This window comes from Sphingomonas crocodyli, assembly GCF_004005865.1.
Lineage (GTDB): Bacteria > Pseudomonadota > Alphaproteobacteria > Sphingomonadales > Sphingomonadaceae > Rhizorhabdus > Rhizorhabdus crocodyli.
Genome location: NZ_SACN01000002.1, coordinates 482078 through 504153, shown reverse-complemented (window position 1 = coordinate 504153; position 22076 = coordinate 482078). Strand labels below are relative to the sequence as shown.

Below are 22076 nucleotides of genomic sequence, written 5' to 3'. Positions count from 1 at the left end.
CGCCGCCAATGAGACATGGCCGGCATGGGCCAAGATGTTGTTCCCAATGTTGGAATCGATCGTATCGGGCGAAGCTTTTCGCCCGACAACGCCCTGCTGTTCGCGCTGATCGCGATCTACTGGGTCGCGTTCCAGTTCGTCTATTGCGTCTATTATCTGCTGTCCTATCCCGAATATCTCGGATTGAAGGCGCTCGAAGACTATACGCCGCTGGGCTTCGCGATCGATTTTGCGATCTTCTTCCTGCAACCGGTCGAGCTGCTGTGTTGCGCGTTCGGCGCGTTGATTTCCTTCGCCATCTACATGGCGATCCGCGCGGGGCGGCGCTGGCGGCTGCGCTGGCAATTGCCGTCCGCGATCGCGGCGATGGCGGCGGGCGCCTGCGCCTTCACTTTGCTCACCAACCTGTCGGTCAACCTGCTGCTCCATCCCGAACCGATGAACTGGCTGCGCTTCATGCGCGGATCGATCGTCTGGCTCGCGCCGATCGGGCTGTGGGCGGGGGCGGCGCTGGCCGTCGTCTATAATCGCGAGACGCGCGAGCGGGAGCGGCAGTTCGCCCTCCTCGAAAGCCAGGCGCATGTCGCGCAGATCCGCGCGCTGCGTTTCCAGGTCAATCCGCACTTCCTGTTCAATACGCTCAACTCGATCTCCGCCCTGATCCTCGACGGGCGCAGCGGCGACGCCGAACGGATGCTCCTCGCGCTCGCCACCTTCTTCCGCACCACATTGGACGGCGATCCGCTGCGCGACGTGCGGCTGGCGGACGAAATGGCGCTGCAGCGGCTCTACCTCCAGATCGAACAGGCGCGGTTCGGCAGCCGGCTGCACGTCGACATCGATCTGCCCGCCGCGCTCGACGAAGCCCGCCTGCCCGGCCTCCTCCTCCAGCCGCTCGTCGAAAATGCGATCCGCCACGGCATGTCGGACGGACGCCGACAGCTTCACCTCCACATCGGCGCACGGGAAAATATGGACGATCTGATCATCGAAGTGCGCGACGACGGCGCCGGCATGGATACGCAGGCGCCCGCCGGCACCGGCGTCGGCCTCGACAATGTCCGCCAGCGGCTGAGCGCGCGTTTCGGCGATCGGGCAAGGGTGCGCGCGATGGCGACGCCTCGCGGCTTCGGGGTCGAACTCACCATGCCGCTGGTGGCCGCCTGATGTCCGCCCCGCTGCGCGTCCTTGCGGTCGATGACGAGCCGCTGGCGCTCCGTCGCCTCGAAATCGCAGTCAATCATATGGACGAAGCGCGCCTGATCGGCACCGCGAGCGACGGGCCGGAGGCGCTCGATGCCATCGCCCGGCTCGATCCGGACGTCGTCCTGCTCGACATCCGCATGAACGGAATGACCGGCTTCGACGTGGTCGGCGCGCTTTCGGGCGATCGCGCGCCGCAGGTCGTGTTCGTCACCGCTTACGATGCCTTCGCCACCCGCGCGTTCGAGGTGAGCGCGGTCGATTATGTCCTCAAGCCCGTCGACTTCGATCGCCTGCGCGCCGCCTTTGCGCGCTGCCGCGAACGGATCAACGCCGCCGATGCCGAGGACCGCGAGGCCGAGTTGCGCGCGCTGATCGAAGCGTTGCGCGCGCCCAGCCGCGCGCTGGAGGTGCAGGATCGCTACGAGCGCGAGATCTGGGTCCAGCGGCGCGGCGAGTTCGTTCGCCTCGCCATCGACGACATCGAATGGGTCGGGGCCGAACGCGATTATGTGCGGCTCAACAGCGGCGATGGCGGCTTCCTGCTGCGCGAGACGATGGCGGGGATGATGGCGCGGCTCGATCCCGAACGCTTCCTGCGCGTCCACCGGTCGACGATCGTCCAGCGGCGGCGGATCGAAAGCCTGCTGCCCGCCGGCTATGGCCGCTTCCGCGTACGGCTGACCTCCGGCGTCGAACTCAATGTCGGCCGGCTCTACACCGCCGATATCAAGGCGATCCTGTCGCCCTCCGGAAAATAGCAATTCGCGCTTTGATGCGCGCAGAGACGGATGCGAAGCTCCCCGCAAAACAGATGAGGAGCAGGACCATGACCGACACCAACCCCACTCTTCTGGCCGGTCAGGTCGCGCTCGTCCTGGGCGCGAGCCGCAGCATCGGCCGGGGCATCGCGATCGAGCTAGGCGCGGCGGGCGCTTACGTGATCGCTGTCTCACGTACCACCGGCGCGAGCGAGGGCGCGCGCGGCGGATCGTCGCAGGAGACAATCGACATGATCCGCGACCTTGGCGGCGATGGTGAGGCGATCGCCTGCGACTGCGCCGATTATGACGCGGTCGGCCGCCTGATCGACGATATCCGCACGCGCCACGGCCGGATCGACATCCTGATCAACAGCGTGTTTCTTGCGGGCGAATTCTTCCCTTCGATCGGCCAGCGCATCTGGGAAACGTCGGCCGATCTGTTCGAACAGGTCGTCACCATCCCCACCCGCGCCGCTTATGCCGCGATCCGCCACGCGACGCCGCTGCTCGCCGATTCCGCCAAGGCCGGTCGCGCCGGGCTGATCGTCAACATCTCCGGCCGCGCGGGCACCGCCTATCGCTACAATGTCGCTTATGGCGTCGGCAAAGCCGCAATCGAGCGGCTGACCCGCGATGCCGCGCTCGATCTGCGCGAGTTGGGCGTGACGATCGCCTCGATCTGGCCCAACGGCCATGCCTTGCCCGGCCAGCCGCCCGAAACCCCGCGCTATACCGGCCGCGCCATCGCCCACCTCGCCGCCAGCCCCGATCGCGCGGCGCTGTCCGGCCAGCACCGCTGGTCCGCCGAACTCGGCGCCGATCATGGCTTCAGCGACGAATTCGGCCACTTCCACCCCGTCCCCCCGCTGATCGACGAATATAGTCTGGAGCGCTAATCCCCGCGTGGATCGATCGGCGTCGCGAGGCGTCTATCAGCGCGCGAGGGACGAAGGGACATCGGTTGACCAGAGGGCGGCTCAAGACATCGGCACCCTTGCGTCGCCGCAGCACCGTGCCCGTCTGGCTGTCGATCCTGTGGCGCATCGGGCTGGCGCTGGCGCTGGTCGGGATCGCGCTCGCAGGCCACTGGTTCGATCGCGACGGGCTGCGCGACAATGTCGATGGATCGGTCAGCTTCGTCGACGTCCTCTATTTCACGATGATCACGGTCACGACCGTCGGCTATGGCGATATCGTACCCGTCACCGAACAGGCGCGCCTGTTCGATACCTTTGTCGTCACCCCGATCCGCCTGTTCGTGTGGCTGATCTTCCTGGGGACGGCCTATGATTTCCTGCTCAAGGGCGTTTGGGAGCGGTGGCGCATGAAGCTGATACAGAACAGGCTCCACGATCATATCGTCGTCGTGGGCTATGGCACCTCGGGCACCGAAGCGGTCGCCGAACTCGTGCGCCGGGGCACCGATCCCGCCACGATCGTGGTCATCGATGCCAATGCCGACGCGATCGACGCGGCGGAGCATTGCGGGGTCAACGTCCTGCTGGGCGATGCGACCCGCAACGCCACGCTCGAAGCCGTGCAGATCGTCCGTGCCCGATCAATCATCATCGCCGCCGGACGCGACGACACCACCATCCTGATCGCGCTCACCGCGCGTGGCGTAGCGCCGGGCGTGCCCGTCAGCGTGATCATCCGGTCGCAGGACAATGAAGGGCTGGCGCGCGAGGCGGGGGCGACCACCGTGATCAATCCAGCGAGCTTCGCCGGGCTGCTGCTCGCCGGCTCGACGCAGAGCGAGCATCTGGCCGACTATCTGGCCGATCTGGCCAACCATAGCGGGCGGGTTTCGCTGCGCGAACGCGCGGTCGCGCCGGCCGAAATCGGCAAGCCGCTGTCGGCGATCGAGACGGGGCTTGGCGTCCGCATCTATCGCGGGCGCAGCGCGATCGGCTTCTGGGAGCCGGGTTCCGCCGCGCTCGAACCGGGCGATCGGATCATCGAGATCCGGCCGATGTCGGAGGCCAGCTGACGAAGCGCCTGCCCCTCAATGATCGAAGGCGGCGATGATCGGGCACGGCCCCGCCCCGCCCTTCGCGCAATCCTTCGCCAACCGCGACAGCGAGGCGCGCGCGGCCTGCAACTCCTCGATCTTCAGATCGATCGCCGCAATCCGCGCCTGCGCCAGTTCGCGCGCGCGTGCGCGATCGTCGATCGCGTCCAGCCCCAGCAGCTCGCCGATTTCCTCCAGCGTGAAGCCCGCCGACTGCGCCGACCGCACGAAACGCAGCCGCCGCACATCCTCATCGCCATAACGCCGCACGCCATCGCCGCGCGCAGGCTCGGTCAGCAGGCCGCGCCGCTGATAATAACGGATCGTCTCGACACCCACGCCGCCCTTCGCCGCCAGCTTTCCGATCGTCAGCCCGTTCACGCCTTGACTCCGTACTATGGTACGGCACCTATATGCGCCGGGTCCGATCCATCGCAAGGCCGACGAGACCCGCATATGACCGCCCAATCGCCCAGGCAGGCGACGCTTCACCGCATGGTGATGCCGACCCACATCTGCCCCTATGGCCTGAAGGCCAAACACCTGCTCGAAAGCCGGGGCTACACGGTCGACGATCGCTGGCTCACCACGCGCGCCGAAACCGACGCATTCAAGGCCGAACATGGGGTGAAGACCACGCCGCAGACCTTCATCGATGGACACCGGATCGGCGGCTATGACGATCTGCGCCGCTTCTTTGGCCTGCGCGTCGCCGATCCCGATGCCACCAGCTACGTCCCCGTCATCGCTTTGTTCGCGATGACCGCACTGATGGCGCTTGCGCTCAGCCAGGCGGTCTATGCGACCCCGCTGACGATGCGCGCGGGCGAATGGTTCATCTCGATCAGCATGTGCGTGCTGGCGCTGCTCAAGCTGCAGGATGTCGAGCGGTTCGCGACGATGTTCCTCAATTACGATCTGCTCGCGCGCCGCTGGGTGCCCTATTCCTATGTCTATCCCTTTGCCGAGGGCGCGGCGGGCGTGCTGATGACGGCGGGCGTGCTGACGTGGTTGTCCGCCCCGCTCGCGCTGCTGATCGGCGGGATCGGCGCGGTTTCGGTGTTCAAGGCGGTCTATATCGACAAACGCGAGATCAAATGCGCGTGCGTCGGCGGATCGAGCAAGGTGCCGCTGGGCTCCGTCTCGCTGACCGAAAATGTGATGATGGTGGCTATGGCAATCTGGATGCTCGCGAAGTGACCCCCTCGACGATCGATCGCCGCACCCTGCTGCGCGGTTCGCTCGCGCTCGGTGGGCTCGCCGCGTGGATGCCCGCCTGGGCGCAGCCGGTGTCCGAAGGGCTGCCCACGGTCTCGGGCGAGGACATCACCCTGCGCATCGCGCGGCAGGTGATGACGGTCGACGGCCGCCGATCGCCGGCAATCGGGATCAATGGCACCGTCCCCGCCCCGCTGATCCGCCTGCGCGAGGGGCAGAACGTTCGCCTCAACGTGATCAACGAACTCGACGAGGACAGCTCGCTCCACTGGCACGGCCTACTGCTGCCGCCCGAACAGGATGGCGTGCCCGGCGTCTCCTTCCCCGGTATCAAGCCGCGATCGAGCTACCTCTACCAATTCCCGGTGCGCCAGAACGGCACCTACTGGTATCACAGCCATTCGGGCTTTCAGGAACAGATCGGTCTCTACGGCCCGATCATCATCGACCCCGCCGGCGCCGATCCGGTCGTCGCCGATCGCGAGCATGTGATCCTGCTGTCCGATCACAGCCAGTTGTCGCCCGAGGCGATCTTCCACCGGATGAAGGTCAATCCCGGCCACTTCAACTTCCAGCGCCAGACCCTGTCCGGCCTGCTGGGCAAGCGCGACCAGACGGCGAAGGACCGCCTGAGCTGGGGCGCGATGCGGATGGACCCGGCGGACATTTCGGACGCGACGGGTGCGGCCTACACCTATCTGATCAACGGCCACGGCCCCGCCGACAACTGGACCGCTTTGTTCACGCCGGGTCAGCGCGTGCGCCTGCGCGTGATCAACGCATCGTCGATGACCAACTTCAACGTCCGTATCCCCGGCCTGCGGCTCACGGTGGTGCAGGCCGATGGGCAGAATGTGATGCCGGTCGAGGTCGACGAGTTTCAGATCGGCGTCGCCGAGACCTATGACGTCATCGTCACCCCGGCCGAGGATCGCGCCTTCACCTTCGTCGGCGAGGCGGTCGATCGCTCTGGCATGGCGCGCGCCACGCTCGCCCCACGCGCCGGCATGGTCGCCCCCGTCCCCGCGCTCCGCCCCCGCCCGCTCGCCACGATGCGGGACATGGGGATGGACATGGGCGGCGAGGCCGCGCCCCGCGCCGTCGATCCCAGCGCCGAACAAAATGCCTCGCGCAAGTTGGCAACGACCACCGAAGCCCCTTCACCCCACGCCGGCATGGATCATGGCGCGATGGGCCATGAAGGCCACGGCGGCCACGACATGGGCGGTATGGACCACGACATGGCGATGCGCGACTTCGCCAACGCCCCGCAGGTGAAGCGCGGGCCGGGCGTGCAGACCATATCGCCGATGCCGGTCGATCGCACCGGCGATCCGGGTCAGGGCCTCGCCGATGTCGGGCACAAGGTGCTGGTCTATCGCGACCTGATGGCGCTCGATCGCAACCCCGACGTCCGCGCGCCTTCGCGCAGCATCGACATCCACCTGACCGGCAATATGGAACGTTTCATGTGGTCGTTCGACGGCGGCAAGATGTCCGACGTCCACGAACCCATCCCCTTCGTCGAGGGGGAGCGGGTGCGCGTGAAGCTGATCAACGACAGCATGATGGCGCATCCCATCCACATTCATGGCCACTTCTTCGAACTGGTCGTCGGCCACGGCGATCATGCCCCGCGCAAGCATACCGTGATCGTCCAGCCGGGCGGGATCGTGACGTGGGATTTCACCGCCGATGCGGTGGGCGACTGGGCCTTCCACTGCCACCTGCTCTACCACATGGCCGCGGGCATGATGCGCGTCGTGAGCGTGCGTCCGAAGGGAGACGCGGCATGAAGCGCCTCCCCGCCCTCCTTTTTATAGCGATCGCTACACCTGCCGCGGCGCAGGATCATTCGAAGCATCACATGCCGGCGCCAGCCCAGCCTGCTCAGCCCGCGACAGGCCATGAAGGCCACGACATGAGCGACATGGATATGGGCGACATGGACATGTCCGCCGATCATGCGGGCCACGACATGTCGGCCATGTCGTCGGGCGCACCCGCCGGCACCGATCTGCCCGCCGGTAATGCCCCCGCCCCGGCCGCGCCGATGGATCATTATGCCGATCGCCAGTTCCCCGCCGCCGACATGGCCGCCGCCCGCAACGCAATGATGCGCGAAAGCGGCGGGCAGGCGATGGCGCTGATCATGGTCAACATCGCCGAAGTCCAGGCGCGCAAGGGCCGCGACGGTTATCGCTGGGATGCCGAAGGCTGGTTCGGCGGAGATATCAACCGGCTGACGATCAAGACCGAGGGCGAAGGCGCGCGGCGCGACGGCGTCGAGGCGGCCGAAATCCAAGCGCTCTACAGCCGCGCGGTCGGCCCCTATTTCAACCTGCAGGCGGGCGTCCGCCACGATATCAAACCCGGCCCCTCGCGCACCTATGCGACCGTCGGGGTCGAGGGGCTGGCGCCCTATTGGTTCGAGGTCGAGGCCGCCGCCTTCCTGTCGGACAAGGGCGACGTGATGGGCCGGCTGGAGGCTTATTACGACCAGCGTCTCACCCAGCGCCTCGTCCTCCAGCCGCGCGTCGAACTCAATCTGGCGGCGCAGGACGTGCGCGAAAACCGGATCGGCGCGGGCCTCAGCAGCGCCGAAATGGGCCTGCGCCTGCGCTATGAGATCGCCCGCCAGTTCGCGCCCTATGTCGGCATCTCCTATGAGGCGAAGATGGGGCAGACGGCGCGTTATGCCCGCGCCGATGGCGACGATCCTCGCACGACCAGCCTCGTCGCCGGGGTCCGTATCTGGTTCTAACTGGCGCGATCCGGCGGCCCCGCTATGAGGGCCGCCCCGCCCTCGCACCCGGATGCCACGTGACCGACCCGATCCTCCCCCCGAACCGTGAAGACCGCGCCCGTGCGCGTGAAGAAGCCCGCGAGCGCCGCTCCGCCGAACGCGCGGAAATGGCGCAGGCGAGAAGCGATCGCAGGGCGGTGGAACGTGAAGAGGCATCCCGTGAGCGCGAGGCCCGCCGCGCCACGCGGCTCGACGCCCTCCCCTCGCGCCGATCCGCAGAGGAAGGCGAACGCGAACCAGCGCCCAAGCGCCGCCCATCTGGATCGCTCCGCCGCACCGGCGAGATACGCGTCGAGCGCGACACCCGCCACTTCGCCACCGTCGTCGATACGCGCCGGATCCGCGAACTAGCGCGGCGCGGCGCGAAGGTCGACGGCCTCGCGACCGTGTTCAAGAAATCGGTCGAGGAAATCGAAGCCATCCTCGCCGGGGATGAGCCCACCACCTGATCCGGGGTGACAAGTGCCCACAGCGCCGCTTAGGCTGATCCCATGTCCCGGCTGTTCCTCCTCGGCGCATTGCTGCTTCTCACCGGCTGCTGGACCAGCGGCCCCTGGTACACATCATCGGACAACCGGCCGGCGATACCCGACGGGCGCTATCGCCTGATGGCCGCCGAGATGCCGGGCGAAGGCGATGTGTTGACGATCCGTCGCCGCCCCGACGGCGCCACTGCGATCGAGGGCGGCGATCAGGCGCTGAGCGCGATCATGCTCCCGCTCGGCAAGGCGCCGCACCGCCACATCCTGCAGCTTCAGCGCGAAGACGGCGTGGCGCGCGGCGCGCTCTACATGCTGCTCGATACGGACAAGGGCCGTTATCGGCTGGCTTTGCTCCCCTGTTCCGGCCCCTGGGCAAAGGCGGCCGAAGCCTCGGGCGGTTCGATCGTGCGCGATCCGCAATCCGCCGCCACCTGCACCTTCGCGACGCAGAAGGCGCTGCTGGCCGCGCTCACCGCCATTTCGAAGAATGCCCGTTTCGACTTCGATCTGATCCCCGAGGCTCCATGACCCGCACGCTCGCTCTCCTCGCCCTGATCTGCGCGACCCCGGCCAGCGCGGACGAGACGCCGAAGCTCACGCCCTCGACGGCGAAAATCTTCCCCTATGAGGCGGGCGTCATGGACCTGCTCGTCACCGGCCCGGCGGCGCAGAGCCTCTACGATGCGCTACCCGGCAAGGGCGTCGAGCAGGCGTGCGGGGCGACCGGGCTGCACAAGGGCGACGGCAAGATGAGCTGCGCGAAGAACGACGCCGATTATGCCTGCCACATCTGGATCGACACGAAGGCGCAGGCGCTCACCCTACCCGAAACCGACGATTGCTGAGCGTCGGCGGCGGAAACCGCATCGCCGCCAGCGCCGTCCACACCAAGGCAAAGCCCCAGCCCGCCAGCACGTCGCCCGGCCAGTGAACGCCCAGCAGCAGGCGCGAGACGCCGACCGCGATCGGCCACATCAGGCAAACGACCGCAAGCGCCGCCGACGGCCGGAACAGCACCAGCATCGCCGCCACGGTCAGCATCGATCCGGCCGCATGCGAACTCGGAAAGCTGGCGGAGGACACTTCGACCAGATGGCCCGTCACGTCGGGCCGCACGCGCCCGATCACCTCCTTGAGCAGTTCGACGACAATCCGCCCCGACGCGATCACCGCGAACAGCCACAGAGCCGCCGGCCGCGCGCCGCGCGCAAGGAGAAAACCGACCACCGCCAGCGCGAACGGGATCATCGCCGCCGCACCGCCCAGCCGCGTGACCGCAACGATCGCGGGCAGCAGGCGCGCATCGGGATGGGCATGGAGCAGCGCCGCCAACGGCACTTCCCACGGCTGATGCCCGCCCCACAGCGCCAGCCCGGCGAGGAGGAGCATCAGCCCCGGCCACAGAATGATCCGATGCATCATGCGCTACCGCTCAATCGGCGGCGGTGATGGCGATACGCAGCGGCGCGCCACCCGCGACGATCTCCAGCAGCCGATCGATATTGGGATGCGCGCCCGGCCGCGCGCGGGCATCGGGCGTATGTTCGGCGAACACCGCCAGGCCATGTTCCGCCGCCTGCGCATCCAGCGCGCCGAACGCCTGCTGAAGATATTGATAGACGGCGAGCGAGCCCTGCTTGCCCGGCTGGTTTTCGATGCTCGCGACCACGGCGCCCGCTTCGTCGATCAGGTCGATGCGCGCCACGCCGTCGATCGGCGGCAGCAGCTGCAGATTGTCTTTGAAGGTCGCACCCGGCTGGATCATCGTCGATTTCCGATCTTTGAAATGAAGCGATCGCGCTGATCGAACGAAACCCGCCGATAATCCAGACTTAGTTTGTGACCCCATAGCGCGCCTGCCCTTTCCCCGGCATAGACGCGTCCGGGGGCTGTCGCTCGATCCGCGTGGGAACTTCCCGCCGTTCGATCCATTCGCCCTACGAAGTTGTCGGTAAGGGGCAAAGACAGGAACATGGCGACCGGATTGATCGCGCTGCTCGATGATGTCGCGGCAATCGCAAAGCTGGCGGCGGCGTCGCTTGACGATGTCGCGGGCGCGGCGGGCAAGGCCGGGGCGAAGGCGGCGGGCGTCGTGGTCGACGATACTGCCGTGACGCCAAGCTATGTCGTCGGCCTCACCCCCGAACGCGAACTGCCGATCATCTGGAAGATCGCGCTGGGCTCCGCGCGCAACAAGCTGCTGCTCCTCCTGCCCGCCGCCCTGCTCCTCAGCGCCTTCGCGCCGTGGGCGATCACGCCGATCCTGATGTTGGGCGGCCTCTATCTGTGCTTCGAAGGTGCGGAGAAGGTGTTGGAAAAGCTGTCGGGCGGCTCGCACGAAGCCGATACCGCGTCGACCATCACTGATCCTGCCGCGCTGGAGAAGGAACGCGTCTCGGGCGCCATCCGCACCGATCTGATCCTGTCGGCGGAGATCATGGCGATCGCGTTGGCCGAAGTCGGCGATCTGCCGATCGTGACGCAGGCGGTCGCGCTGGCCGCCGTCGGCCTCGCGATCACCGTCGCGGTCTACGGCGTGGTCGGCATCCTCGTGAAGATGGACGATATCGGCCTGCACCTCGCGCGCGGCGGCGAACCGGCGCGCAGCATCGGCAACGGCCTGGTCAAGGCAATGCCGGTCGTGTTCAACGTCATCGCGGCGGTGGGCACGGCGGCGATGATCTGGGTCGGCGGCGGCATCCTCGTCCACGGCCTCGAACAGCTTGGCCTGCCCCAGCCCGAACATGTCATCCACGGAATCGCAACATCGCTGAGCGCAGGTCAGGCCGCGATCCAGTGGATCGTCACGGCCGCCGCATCGGGTGTGCTGGGTCTGGCGGCAGGCATGGTGCTGGCCGGCGGCGTCCACCTGATCGCCAAGGCCCGCCACTAAACGCGCCCGGCGCTGAACTTTAGTCTGAAGCGCCGCAGATGGTGAACCGTCCTTAACCCGCGCGCGGGCTTAAGGGCGACGTGCTCAACCGACTTCGCTCCTTCCACGCCGATGCGCTGGCCGCCACGGCCGACATCGATGCCCTGGTCCGAAACGGCCGGCCCGATTTCGCGCAGCTTTCGAGCGCGCGGCTTCGGCTGATGGCGGTGAGCCGCAACCGGCTGACCTTTCTGGAGAGCGACGTTTATCCGGCGCTGCTGAAGGATCGCGACGATCCCGCCGTCATCGCCCTGCGCGACGATGCCCGGATGCGGATGAGCGACGCGGCGGGCCATATCGCGCGCTGGAACACCCCCGAAATCGAGCGGCACTGGGACGAATATGTCCCCGCCGCCGCGCGCATCCGCTTCCAGCTGCGCCAGCGGGTTCAGAGCGAAATCACCGTCCTCTATCCCCTGCTCGACGCGCTCGACCGCGAACAACAGGCGCGCGCCGCCTGATCTGACCCGCTTCAGGCCTGCGCCATCGCAATCGCGGCGTCGGCCATCCGGACAATCTCCGCATCCGACAGAGTATCGCGACGCGTCGCGACGTGGTGCAGGATCGCGCCGATCAGGCCGTGCAGCGCCAGCTTGATCGCGCGATCGGATGCATTCGGTGCGAGCAAGGCCATCGGCTCGTAATAATGCGATTCGACCATCTGGCTGTGCGACCTGACAGCTTCGGCGATCCCAGGATCGGTGTGCGAAGCGGCGATGATCTGCGTCAGCGCGGCGCCCCGGCTTCCCGCATACATCCGTGCGCACGTGCCCGCATAAGCCAGCACCTTTTCACGGGGTGATGCATCGACATCGAACTGCGGCGCGAAATCTCGCACCGTCTGGTCGAGCAGGTGCGAGATCAATTCGGCCTTGGTCGCATAGCGGCGGTAGAGGGTCGAACGGCTGCACCCCACGCGCTGCGCGATCGCTTCGAAGGTGAGGCCGCCGCAACCCAGTTCAGCGATCAGCAGCCAGGCCGCATTGCGAATCTCCCGGTCACGGTCGGCGCTGCGCGGCCGCCCCCGCGCACGCACCGCATTGTCTGCAGCCTCTGAAGGCACCCCATTCTCCCCAATCTATCTTTTCCGGAACACGGTCCGAATTCTGTCACATAATTACGGTACATACTCGTATCGTAATTAGCAACCTGACCGAAGATCCAGCCGCCACTTTCCACGATCATTCCGGGATAACCAAGCGTTCCGATCGGGATCCGACCCCAGGATCCTGATTTGGCGACGCGCGGCCCGTCCACATCCACAGCACGTGACGCAACGGCGGGCAACGCGCCTCGCCGATCGGCGGCGTGCGCCTGCTTTTGACTGCAAAAGGGACTCGCCAATGACAAAAAATCTGAAAATCGCCGCGCTGGCCGGATCGGCCCTCGCCCTCACATGGTCCTCGCTCGCTTTCGCACAGACCACGCCAGTTCCCGAAGCCGATGCGGCGATCGACGGCGCCGAAATCCTCGTCACCGGCTATCAGCTGCAGAATCTGCGCTCGACCAAATCGAAGCGGGACGCCGTCACCATTTCCGAATTCGTCACCGCCGACGACGCCGGCCAGAACCCCGATTACAACATCGCCGATGCGCTGCGCCGCGTGCCCGGCGTCGCCGCCGTGTTCGACGAGGATGAGGGCCGCTACGTCGCCGTTCGCGGGCTCAACCCCGATTATACGCTGGTCACGTTCAACGGCCTGCAGCTGGCGTCGAGCGATCAGAACAGCCGCCGCGTCCTGATCGAACAGGTGCCCGCCAGCGCGGTCGGCCGCATGGAGGTGGTCAAGTCGCTGACCCCGGCGATGGACGGCAATGCGATCGGCGGCCTCGTCGATCTGCGCACACGCAGCGCCTTCGACGTCAACGACACCTATTTCTCCGCGCAGACCCTGCTCGGCTATTATGACAGCAACGCCGTGCCCGGTAAGGGCAAGCCGTCCTTCCGCGCGGACGCGACCCTGTCGACCCGCTTCGGCCCGGATGACTCCTTCGGCATCATGCTGACCGGCAGCTATATGGAGCGCACCCGCGATCAGGAACGCATCATCGTTCCCAGCATCGGTTACTATACCGCGTCGGGCGCGGTGGCGACCAACCCGCTGACGCAGGCCGCCACCGGCGTTCCCAACGGCGCGCTGTTCCTCAACTATGCGCTCACGTCGAAGCGGTGGGGCGGCGCCGGCACGCTCGAATATAAGCCGCACGACGATTTCTACGCCTCGCTCTACTACGGCCGCTACACGCAGGACGATGATGAAACGCGCTACGGCGTCACGCTGACGCCGACGGGCGTTCCCGCGATCACCAGCGCCACCACCGGCCGCGTCGCCGTCGCCAATGCCAGCGTCAGCACCAGCCAGTTCGTCATCTCCAAGCCCGTCGATACCGTCCAGTCGCGGATGATGTGGAAGAACGACCGCAGCAAGCTCGACCTCGCGGCCTCCTATTCGCAGGCGCGCTGGGACGAGATCGGGCCGGGCGCCACCTTCGTCAGCGGCAATCGCGCGGGGCTGGGCTACACCTATGACGCCGCTGGCGTGCCGCGCTTCACCTTCAACGATCCGGCCGCCTTCTCGAACACCGGCAACTATACCTTCACCTCGGCCAGCAGCACCGACTTCAACGTGCGCGAGCGGGTGAAGGCGCTGAAGGGCGATTTCCGCCAGCAGTTCGGCGACAGCATCTGGTCGCTGGGCCTGGGCGGCGCGTTCAAGAATGTCGAGCGCACCGTCGATCGCGAAACCCCGTCCTGGACCCGTGCGGGCACCCCGCTCACGCTCGACCAGTTCGATCGCACCGAAAACTACATCCCGCCTTATGCGACGGCGGCGATGCCGCTGCTCAACCGCACGGCCTTCTGGGATTTCCTCAACGGCACGCCGGGCGCCTTCAATCAGGCGCCGCGCGGCAATGGGGCGCTCTCGGGCGACTATCGCTTCCGCGAGAATGTGACCGCCGCTTATGCGCTGATCGAGGCGCGCGGCGACAATTTCCACCTCGTCGCCGGTGGCCGTTATGAAAAGACCGACGTGAAGGTCGGCCGCTTCGCGGTGGTCAACGGCGCGATCCTGCCGGTGGCCGAAAAGAACGACTATGACGACTTCCTGCCCTCGGCGGTCTTCTCCTACGATCTGACCGAAGGGCTGAAGCTGCGCGCGGCCTATGCCAAGTCGATCGGCCGCCCGAACCAGACCGATCTGGCGGGCGGCGAAGCCCGCACCGAAACCGCCGGCATCGTCACGATCTCACGCCCCAATCCGGCGCTGAAGCCCCGCCGCGCGGACAATTTCGATCTGTCGGCCGAATATTATTTCGACGGGAATAACGGCCTGATCTCGGCCGGCGTCTTCCACAAGAATGTGAAGGACGAAATCTTCCGCGGCACCACGCAGGTCGTCACCGGCGCGCTGACCACGATCATCTCGGAACCGCAGAACCTTTCGAGCGCGAAGCTGACGGGTCTCGAGTTCAACGCGGTGATGAACAGCCTGCCCTTCCTGCCCGATGCGCTGTCCGGCCTCGGTGCGTCACTCAACTACACTTACATCCACACCGATGCCTCGATCGTGATGGCCAACGGCACACTGCGCAAGGTCGATCAGCTGCTCGAACAGCCCAAGCGGATGCTCAACGCCTCGGTCTTCTACAAGGATCGCTGGTTCGAAGGCCGCCTGAGCTATTCGCGCCCCGGCGTCTCCTATCAGTCGATCAGCACGGCCTCGGCGGTGCAGGACATCAGCTACAAGCCGTTCAACCAGCTCGACGCGCAGGTCCGCATCAAGGTGACCGATCAGGTCCAGTTCGTCGCCGAAGGGCGCAACCTGCTCGGTGAAAGCCGCGACTCGATCTACAGCCAATTTGGTGAGGTGCGTGAGATCAACGCGCATGGCCGTGGCTTCTGGGCCGGCATCTCCTTCCGTTATTGATCCCCCCAGGGAGCGGCCGGCGACGGTCGCTCCCACCCTTTTCGGGAGCACTCCTATGTTCCGACCCATCGGCCTTTCGCTCTGCTCGCTGTTCGCCATGACCACAGCGACCGCCGCCGAACCGACCCGCGCGGTCAAGCCGGCCGCAACCACCACGCCCCAAACCCGCGCCCAGATGCTGGTGAAGCGGATGCGCGATCCCAACGGCCCGGCGATGATCGTCGCGCATCGCGGCTGCCATGTCGAAGCGCCCGAAAATTCGATCGCGGCGTTCAAGCGCTGCATCTACACCGGCATCGACATGGTCGAGACCGACGTGCAGCCGACCAAGGACGGCATCCTCGTCCTGATGCATGACGCCACCGTCGATCGCACCACCAACGGCACCGGCCGCGTATCGGACATGACGCTGGCCGAGTTGAAGAAGCTGCGCCTGCGCATGAACAAGGGCGGTGCCGACGCGCCCCTGACCGACGAGACGATCCCCACCTTCGAAGAGGCAATGGAGGTGATGCGCGGCAAGATCCTGGTCGATCTGGATGCCAAGGGTTCGGATCTGGAGCGCGTGTGGCGGGAATCGCTGCCCCTGCTCGAACGGATGGGCGTGCTCGATCAGATGACGGTGAAGATGACCGCGGGTCGCGACGATCATCTGATGGACAAGGTGCCCCTGCTCAAGCGCGTCACCTATCTCCAGCGCGTCGTCAGCTTCGGCCCGCCGCTTACCCAGGTCGTCCAAAGCCACCGCCAATACGACCCGGCGGCCTATACCGTCGTCTTCCTCAACCTGCCCTTCTTCGAGGAAGGCGCCGCGGCCGTGAAGGCCAGCGGCGCGCGCGCCTGGGCCGAGCCGTTCTGGGGCGCGACCGCCGGCGGCTATTCGGACGAACTGGCGATGCTCGATCCCGATGCGAACTGGGGCCGTCTGCTCGATGCGGGGGCGACCGTCTTCCTCACCGATCGGCCGGAATCGCTCGCCGTCTATCTCGCGGGCAAGGGACGGCGCCCCTTCAACTAAGCCTTGGTCACACTCTGAACATCGCTTCCACCCCGAGCATGTGGATGTCGCGCGCCGGCCCGCTGTCGCGCACGAAGCCGCCGGGGTGGAAGATCGAATAGGAGACCGCGTAGGACAGGGTCGGCGTTGCCTGCCAGCTGAGCAGCACTTCGCCCTGCGTGCCGATAAAGCGCCGGTCGGACGCATCGCCCCGGCGGACAAGCTGGCCGGGGACATCGTAAATGCCGTCGCCCTTGCTCTGCCGCCAATAGGCGATGCCCGCGACGCCCAGACCGAAACCCCGGCCAAGATCGAGATCGACGCTGGGGTGCAGGTTCATGATATTGATCGGGCCGATCGGCGAAAGCTCCCCGAAATATTTGCCCTTGGGAAACAGGGCGTTGAACGATCCGAGGCGGTTGTCGGCAGGGTTCCTGTCGCCGCTCGCCACGTTCGCGCGCAGGCGCAGCTGCGGCTTCAGCGGCAGCGCATCGAACGCGTAGCCCGTCTCGGTCGCGATCGACCACGCGCGGATCGTCGCCCCGCCGAAATGGCCGCGCTGGAGCATCGCCTCCCAATTCCACGACAGCGCGCCGCGTTGGCCATAAGCGCGGGCGCCATAGGTCTGCCGGCGCTCGTCACCGCGGCCCTGTTCGAACGTCGCCGTCTCGTTGCGATAATCGAGCCAATAAGCGTCGACCTTCACGCCGTCCGCGATCGCGAAGGTCGTGTAGATGCCGTCGAGCCTTTTGGTGTCCGACGTGCGGTCGTCGAAATCGCCGGGGCCGACCGCGACTGGGCGCATGTGAAAGGCGTCGATCCGGACCGCACCCGTCGACAGGATCGCGCGGACGCCGTCGAACGGCTGCGGGATATTGGGGCCGTAGCGTATGCCGACCAGCCGTTCGGAGCCGAGCGGCATCAGTTCGCGGCCCGCACGCAGCGTCAGCGTCGCATGATCGCCCAGCGGCAGCGCGATATCGCCGAAGCCCTGGAGCAGATCGACACCCGTCTCGTCCGCCGGCCCCGCCGCGGGCCTCACGCCGCGCGCCTCGCCCGCAATCGCCTGCACGAACACCCGCGCCGCGCCGACATGGACGTCGGCATGCGGCATCAGGCGCAGCCACAAATAGCCATCGTCGGGCGCCGGGGCCGAACCCCAGTAATTGCCGCTGAAGCTTTCCTGCCGCGCCCGCGCCTCGACACCCAGGCTGATCCAGCTGGTATCGTCGGCATCGATCGCGACGTGCTTGGCGCCGGCATCGCGCGCCTGCGACCAATCCTCGTCATAGCGCCAGTTGAGCTGAGCCGGCGCCCCCGCCTGCGCGGCGGCGGGGATCAGCGACAGTAGGGGGAGCAGCCGGCGGATCATTTGACGCGCACCGCGCACAAAGCCGAGCTGACGAAGATGATCGCGGCGGCGACCAGCAGCGGGATCGCCAGCCCCCAGTGCAGCAGCAGGAAAGCGCCGACGGCAGCGCCTGCGAAGATCATTACCACCGCCAGGATACGGCGCCCCCAATTGGCGTTGCCGCCCGCGCCCGCCGCGCTGTCCGCCGCCAGACCGGTCAGGGTCAGCGTCAACACCGTCGTCGTCAGATCGGGCACCTTGAGGCTGCGCACCGTCGCGTTGCGATAGCCCATTGCAAGCGCGGTCAGGCCGATGATCGCGTAGAGGTTCGGGCGCGGCGACAGGCTGGCAATGTCATAGCCGATCGCGAAGCCCGCCGCCGCGATCAGCAGGATCGCCTCGATCGTCGCCGATACCAGCAGCCAGCGGGCGAGCGGCCGATCCTGATGCATCCGCGCGCTCCGCCCGCCGATCGCCGCGCCCACCAGGAACAACCCCAGTGCGGTCAGCATCGGCGCGAAATAGAAACCCGGCGTCCCCGCCGCCGCAAAGCCCAGGAACGCGATGTTCCCGGTCATGTTGGCGGTGAAGACCTTGCCGAGGCCGATCACGCTGACCGCGTCGATCAGCCCCGTCGTCGCCGACAGCGCGAGCATCAGCGGCACCAGTCCTTCGGTTTTGGACGCGGGCGCGGTCATCGTGCCACCTCCCGCTCGGTCAGGATCGCCGCGAGCATGAAGCCGCCGATCAGCCCGACATGCTCAAGGAAGCTGTTGCGATCGTGGAAGCGCGCGACCGGATCGGCAATCTCCCAAAAGGGATGGCCGATCATCGTCGCCATCGCGGTGAAGACGCCCAGCGCGCCCGCCGCCAGCCAGCCGAACCGACCGAGGATCAGCAGCACCGATGCGCCGACCTGGACGAAGATGGTGGCCGCGACCACCAGCCCGGCCGGCTCCAGCCCGAAATGGGCCGCTTCCGCAAAGGCGCCGTCGAGGTCGGTCAGTTTGGCGAAGCCGCTGGACCAGTAAGGCAGCGTCAGGACGCCGCGGGCGAGGATACCGAAGCCGCGCGCATCGAGCAGCGCGGCGATGGGGCGGGGTGTGGTGCGCATCGATCAGACCGCCCAGCAGCCGCAGCCCATGACGCCCCAGAAGCTCTGGACGTCGGCGGCGGGAACATTGGCGCCCAATGCAGCGGCATGATCGTGGCCGTGGACGTTGCACGACGATGCGCAGCCGCAGGCCGCCGCCATCTTCTGCGCAGCGCCATCGCGCCGCCAATGGCCGCCGAAGGTCGCGACCGGGGACCAGGTCGGCATCGCCTGGGGCAGAGCGGGGGCGAGCGGGCCGAAATCCCCCTCCCCATGCACCACCTTGCCGCCCAGCATGGTCAGCACAGACCGCAGGTGGACGATCTCATCCTCGGGCACGCTGAAATAATCGTCGGACAGGATCGCGAGATCGGCGAGCTGGCCTGCCTTGATCTGCCCCTTCTTGCCCTGTTCGTTGGAAAACCAGGTGTTCGCCTCGGTCCACAACCGCAGCGCGGTTTCGCGGTCGAGCCGGTTGGCGACCGGATAGAGGCGCAGGCCACCGACCGTCTTCGACGTGACGAGCCAGCTGAGCGACACCCACGGATTGTAGCTCGCGACGCGGGTCGCGTCGGTGCCCGCGCCCACCGGAATGCCCGCCGCCATCATTCGCTTGATCGGCGGGGTCCGTTCGGCCGCCTTCGCGCCGTAACGCTCGACGAAATATTCGCCCTGGAACGCCATGCGATGCTGGACGGCGATACCGCCGCCAAGGGCTGCAATCCGATCGATGTTCCGCTCGCTGATCGTCTCGGCATGGTCGAAGAACCAGTTCAGGCCCTGCAACGGTACGTCGCGATTGACCTTTTCGAACACGTCGAGCGCGCGGCCGATCGTCTCGTCATAGGTGGCGTGCAGCCGCCACGGCCAGCGCCGCTCGGCCAGCAGGCGGACGACGGGCTCCAGATCGCCTTCCATATTCGCCGGCATATCGGGCCGCGCGACGCGGAAATCCTCGAAATCCGCCGCCGAATAGACGAGCATCTCGCCCGCGCCATTGTGGCGATAGGTGTCGTCGCCGTCGCCCGGCTTCACCTTGGTCGACCAGGTCGCGAAGTCCTTCAGCTCCTCCTTCGGCTTCTGCGTGAAGAGGTTGTAGGCGATGCGCAGGGTCAGATCGCCGTCCTGATGCAGCTTCTCGATGATCTGATAATCATCCGGATAATTCTGATAGCCGCCGCCCGCATCGATCACGCTGGTGACGCCGAGCGAGTTCAATTCGCGCATGAAATGCTTGGTCGAATTGAGCTGATAATCCTCGGGCAGCTTCGGCCCCTTGGCGAGGGTCGCGTAGAGGATCGTCGCATTGGGCTGGGCCAGCAGCAGCCCGGTCGGATTGCCGGCCGCGTCGCGCACGATCTCCCCGCCCGGCGGGTTCGGCGTGTCCTTCGTATAGCCCACCGCGCGCAACGCCGCGGCGTTGAGCAAGGCGCGATCGTAGAGGTGGAGGATGAACACCGGCGTTTCGGGCGCGGCGGCGTTGATCTCGTCGATCGTCGGCAGGCGCTTCTCCGCGAACTGATGTTCGGTGAAGCCGCCGACGACGCGCACCCATTGCGGCGGCGGAGTGTTTTCGGCCTGCTTCTTCAGCATCGCCATCGCGTCGGCCAAAGTCGGCACGCCTTCCCAGCGCAGCTCCATATTATAGTTCAGCCCGCCGCGGATAACGTGGATGTGGCTGTCGATCAGGCCGGGGATCAGGCGGCGGCCCTTGGCGTCGATCACCTGCGCGTTCGGGCCGGCGGCGGCGCGAACCTCCTGTTCCGATCCCACCGCCAGGAACTTGCCGTCGCGGATCGCGACCGCCTGCGCATTGGGGTTGGCGCGATCGAGGGTGGTGATCCGGGCGTTGGTGACGATCATGTCCACGGGCGGTCTCCGGGTGGCGGCAAGGATGGGGGTGGCGAAGGCGGCGGTCGCAGCGCCGGTCATCGCCTGGCGGCGGGTCAGGGAGGTCATCGTCACGGGCGCGGCTCCTTGGGATCGATGATGGTTGGTTCGGTGGCAGAATGATGTGCCAGCAGGCTCTTGGCCATCGGCATGATCTGTTCGCCCAGCAGGATGCCGAGCAGGCCGATCAGCGCGATGACGGGCGGCGCGGGGGAACGCACGCCCATCAGGCTATAGGCGATACCGACGATCAGGCCGGCACCCGCCGAAAGCAGATAGGGTTTCATGGGGGTGGGATCCCTTCGTCGCGGGAATGCAGGGCGAAGGTTGGCGGAGGCCGGAAGGGGAACCGGCCTCCGCCCTTGCGATCAGTGACCGCCTTCGGAAGCGCCGAACATCGACTTGGCGTAGGTGATGCCGATGCCATAGGCGCCGCCCCACTTCTTCGCGATGCCGGTGGTCATGTCATAGGTTTCGGTCCGCGCCCAATCGCGCTGCATTTCGAGGAGGTATTGGAGCGAGGTGATCGGGCGGACGCCCGCCTGCACCATGCGCTGCACCGCGCGCTCATGCGCCTCGTCCGAAATGTCGCCGCTGGCGTCGGTGATCACATAGACTTCGAAGCCCTGCTCGATCGCCGACAGCGCGGGGCCGACGATGCAGACCGAAGTCCACAGGCCCGCGAAGACCAGGCGCTGCTTGCCGATGCGGTTGACCTCGTCGATCACGGCGGCGTCTTCCCAGGTGTTCATCGACGTGCGGTCGAGCAGCTTCTGGCCGGGGAAGGGATCGGTGATTTCCGAGAACATCGGGCCGGAAAAGCTCTTTTCGGCGACCGTGGTCAGGATGGTGGGGACGTTGAAGCCGGCGGCGGCATTGGCGACCAAAGCGGCATTGTTGCGGAGCATTTCGGGCGAAATCGACTTGGTGGCGAACGCCATCTGCGACTGGAAATCGATGAGGATCAGGGCGTGGTCGGTCGGCGAGAGCAGGGTCTTGCCGGGGGTCGGCGTGGCGGTGATGGTCATGATCTAATCCCTTTTTGCTGGTGTCCGTCGCCGGATCGTTCCGGCTGAGAAGCGGTCTAGAGGGATCGGATTTTTCTATGCAGCCCGATAAAATCGTTCTGATCATTCTATACAATTGAAATGTTTTGTCGCTCAATGCCTTCCGCCGCGCCTGTTTGCGCTGCAATCTCGCCCCGCAAGTGAAGCGAGATGCGCGCGCACGCAGAGGCGCGCACCCAAATCCTTCGTGAAATCAGGATTTTATCGCATAAAAATGCCCGGAAGAGGCGGATATCCGCCAATTCACGTTTATTCACTTTCGCCCAGGAAGCACCTGCACCCTTCGGAAATTCGATTGTTCTTCCATAAACTTAGCACCACCCGCGCAAATGC

General features: G+C 66.4%; 24 protein-coding genes. 14 read left to right on the top strand and 10 right to left on the bottom strand.

All coding sequences use genetic code 11. The features are described 5' to 3' along the window. The first annotated feature begins 24 nt into the window (after positions 1-24). The 4 genes from EOD43_RS17040 to EOD43_RS17025 all read left to right on the top strand — a co-directional run bounded on the left by EOD43_RS17040 (position 25) and on the right by EOD43_RS17025 (position 3957). The gene (locus tag EOD43_RS17040; protein ID WP_164857287.1) at positions 25-1167 is read left to right on the top strand and encodes a sensor histidine kinase; all 1143 of its coding nucleotides are present in this window, start codon (positions 25-27) and stop codon (positions 1165-1167) included. After that, a complete protein-coding gene (locus tag EOD43_RS17035) occupies positions 1167-1964 on the top strand; it encodes a LytR/AlgR family response regulator transcription factor (protein ID WP_127745224.1) in 798 nt (265 codons plus the stop codon). Before EOD43_RS17040 ends, EOD43_RS17035 begins: the two co-directional genes overlap by 1 nt. 68 nt (positions 1965-2032) lie before the next feature. Then, positions 2033-2863 carry an SDR family NAD(P)-dependent oxidoreductase gene (locus EOD43_RS17030; RefSeq protein WP_164857286.1) on the top strand — a complete coding sequence of 277 codons (831 nt, stop codon included), beginning with the start codon at positions 2033-2035 and terminating at the stop codon, positions 2861-2863. Positions 2864-2961: 98 nt separating this feature from the next. Beyond that, positions 2962-3957, top strand: coding sequence for a potassium channel family protein (locus EOD43_RS17025; protein WP_127745222.1), 996 nt, complete (start codon positions 2962-2964; stop codon positions 3955-3957). 15 nt (positions 3958-3972) lie between these two features. On the opposite strand, the gene EOD43_RS17020 is transcribed toward EOD43_RS17025, so the two are convergent. Further along, positions 3973-4359 (bottom strand): MerR family transcriptional regulator, encoded by a 387-nt coding sequence (locus EOD43_RS17020; protein WP_240653288.1) that lies wholly within the window; start codon positions 4357-4359, stop codon positions 3973-3975. A 75-nt stretch (positions 4360-4434) separates the two neighbouring features. Between EOD43_RS17020 and EOD43_RS17015 the strand changes: the two genes are divergently transcribed. Genes EOD43_RS17015 through EOD43_RS16990 form a run of 6 tightly spaced genes read left to right on the top strand, consistent with a single transcriptional unit; the run spans position 4435 to position 9329 of the window. Next, positions 4435-5178, top strand: coding sequence for a MauE/DoxX family redox-associated membrane protein (locus EOD43_RS17015; RefSeq protein WP_127745220.1), 744 nt, complete (start codon positions 4435-4437; stop codon positions 5176-5178). Next, positions 5175-6992 (top strand): copper resistance system multicopper oxidase, encoded by a 1818-nt coding sequence (locus EOD43_RS17010; protein ID WP_240653287.1) that lies wholly within the window; start codon positions 5175-5177, stop codon positions 6990-6992. Before EOD43_RS17015 ends, EOD43_RS17010 begins: the two co-directional genes overlap by 4 nt. Then, positions 6989-7960: a copper resistance protein B gene (locus EOD43_RS17005; protein WP_127745218.1), complete on the top strand. Its 972-nt coding sequence runs from the start codon at positions 6989-6991 to the stop codon at positions 7958-7960. The genes EOD43_RS17010 and EOD43_RS17005 overlap by 4 nt, the downstream gene beginning before the upstream one ends. 59 nt (positions 7961-8019) lie before the next feature. Further along, positions 8020-8451 (top strand): hypothetical protein, encoded by a 432-nt coding sequence (locus EOD43_RS17000; protein ID WP_240653286.1) that lies wholly within the window; start codon positions 8020-8022, stop codon positions 8449-8451. 42 nt (positions 8452-8493) lie between these two features. Next, positions 8494-9012: a hypothetical protein gene (locus EOD43_RS16995; protein ID WP_127745217.1), complete on the top strand. Its 519-nt coding sequence runs from the start codon at positions 8494-8496 to the stop codon at positions 9010-9012. Continuing rightward, positions 9009-9329: a hypothetical protein gene (locus EOD43_RS16990; RefSeq protein ID WP_127745216.1), complete on the top strand. Its 321-nt coding sequence runs from the start codon at positions 9009-9011 to the stop codon at positions 9327-9329. The genes EOD43_RS16995 and EOD43_RS16990 overlap by 4 nt, the downstream gene beginning before the upstream one ends. Here EOD43_RS16990 and EOD43_RS16985 read toward each other — a convergent pair. After that, positions 9301-9906 carry a phosphatase PAP2 family protein gene (locus EOD43_RS16985; RefSeq protein ID WP_127745215.1) on the bottom strand — a complete coding sequence of 202 codons (606 nt, stop codon included), beginning with the start codon at positions 9904-9906 and terminating at the stop codon, positions 9301-9303. The genes EOD43_RS16990 and EOD43_RS16985 overlap by 29 nt on opposite strands. A gap of 10 nt (positions 9907-9916) precedes the next feature. After that, positions 9917-10249: a DUF2322 family protein gene (locus tag EOD43_RS16980; RefSeq protein WP_127745214.1), complete on the bottom strand. Its 333-nt coding sequence runs from the start codon at positions 10247-10249 to the stop codon at positions 9917-9919. A 207-nt stretch (positions 10250-10456) separates the two neighbouring features. On the opposite strand from EOD43_RS16980, the gene EOD43_RS16975 reads away from it, so the two are divergent. Further along, positions 10457-11377 (top strand): DUF808 domain-containing protein, encoded by a 921-nt coding sequence (locus EOD43_RS16975; protein ID WP_127745213.1) that lies wholly within the window; start codon positions 10457-10459, stop codon positions 11375-11377. 80 nt (positions 11378-11457) lie between these two features. Next, positions 11458-11877 carry a hypothetical protein gene (locus EOD43_RS16970; protein ID WP_127745212.1) on the top strand — a complete coding sequence of 140 codons (420 nt, stop codon included), beginning with the start codon at positions 11458-11460 and terminating at the stop codon, positions 11875-11877. 11 nt (positions 11878-11888) lie between these two features. Here EOD43_RS16970 and EOD43_RS16965 read toward each other — a convergent pair whose 3' ends face one another. After that, entirely contained in the window at positions 11889-12479 is a 591-nt protein-coding gene (locus EOD43_RS16965) for a TetR/AcrR family transcriptional regulator (protein ID WP_164857285.1), read from the bottom strand. A 280-nt stretch (positions 12480-12759) separates the two neighbouring features. On the opposite strand from EOD43_RS16965, the gene EOD43_RS16960 reads away from it, so the two are divergent. Together EOD43_RS16960 and EOD43_RS16955 are read left to right on the top strand one after the other, a co-directional pair. Next, entirely contained in the window at positions 12760-15345 is a 2586-nt protein-coding gene (locus EOD43_RS16960; RefSeq protein ID WP_127745210.1) for a TonB-dependent receptor, read from the top strand. Between the two features lie 55 nt (positions 15346-15400). Then, entirely contained in the window at positions 15401-16363 is a 963-nt protein-coding gene (locus tag EOD43_RS16955) for a glycerophosphodiester phosphodiesterase family protein (protein ID WP_164857284.1), read from the top strand. 7 nt (positions 16364-16370) lie between these two features. On the opposite strand, the gene EOD43_RS16950 is transcribed toward EOD43_RS16955, so the two are convergent. From EOD43_RS16950 to EOD43_RS16925, 6 genes are all read right to left on the bottom strand, one after another. Continuing rightward, complete coding sequence (locus tag EOD43_RS16950) at positions 16371-17714, bottom strand: alginate export family protein (RefSeq protein WP_127745208.1); 1344 nt, start codon at positions 17712-17714, stop codon at positions 16371-16373. Beyond that, positions 17711-18391 (bottom strand): YoaK family protein, encoded by a 681-nt coding sequence (locus tag EOD43_RS16945; RefSeq protein WP_127745207.1) that lies wholly within the window; start codon positions 18389-18391, stop codon positions 17711-17713. Before EOD43_RS16945 ends, EOD43_RS16950 begins: the two co-directional genes overlap by 4 nt. Next, the gene (locus EOD43_RS16940; protein ID WP_127745206.1) at positions 18388-18807 is read right to left on the bottom strand and encodes a DoxX family protein; all 420 of its coding nucleotides are present in this window, start codon (positions 18805-18807) and stop codon (positions 18388-18390) included. Before EOD43_RS16940 ends, EOD43_RS16945 begins: the two co-directional genes overlap by 4 nt. 3 nt (positions 18808-18810) lie before the next feature. Beyond that, positions 18811-20745, bottom strand: a complete 1935-nt coding sequence (locus EOD43_RS16935) for an amidohydrolase (RefSeq protein ID WP_127745363.1) — start codon at positions 20743-20745, stop codon at positions 18811-18813. Between the two features lie 2 nt (positions 20746-20747). Next, positions 20748-20963, bottom strand: coding sequence for a DUF1427 family protein (locus EOD43_RS16930; protein ID WP_127745205.1), 216 nt, complete (start codon positions 20961-20963; stop codon positions 20748-20750). A gap of 81 nt (positions 20964-21044) precedes the next feature. Next, positions 21045-21704 (bottom strand): hydrolase, encoded by a 660-nt coding sequence (locus tag EOD43_RS16925; protein ID WP_127745204.1) that lies wholly within the window; start codon positions 21702-21704, stop codon positions 21045-21047. Positions 21705-22076 lie beyond the last annotated feature (372 nt).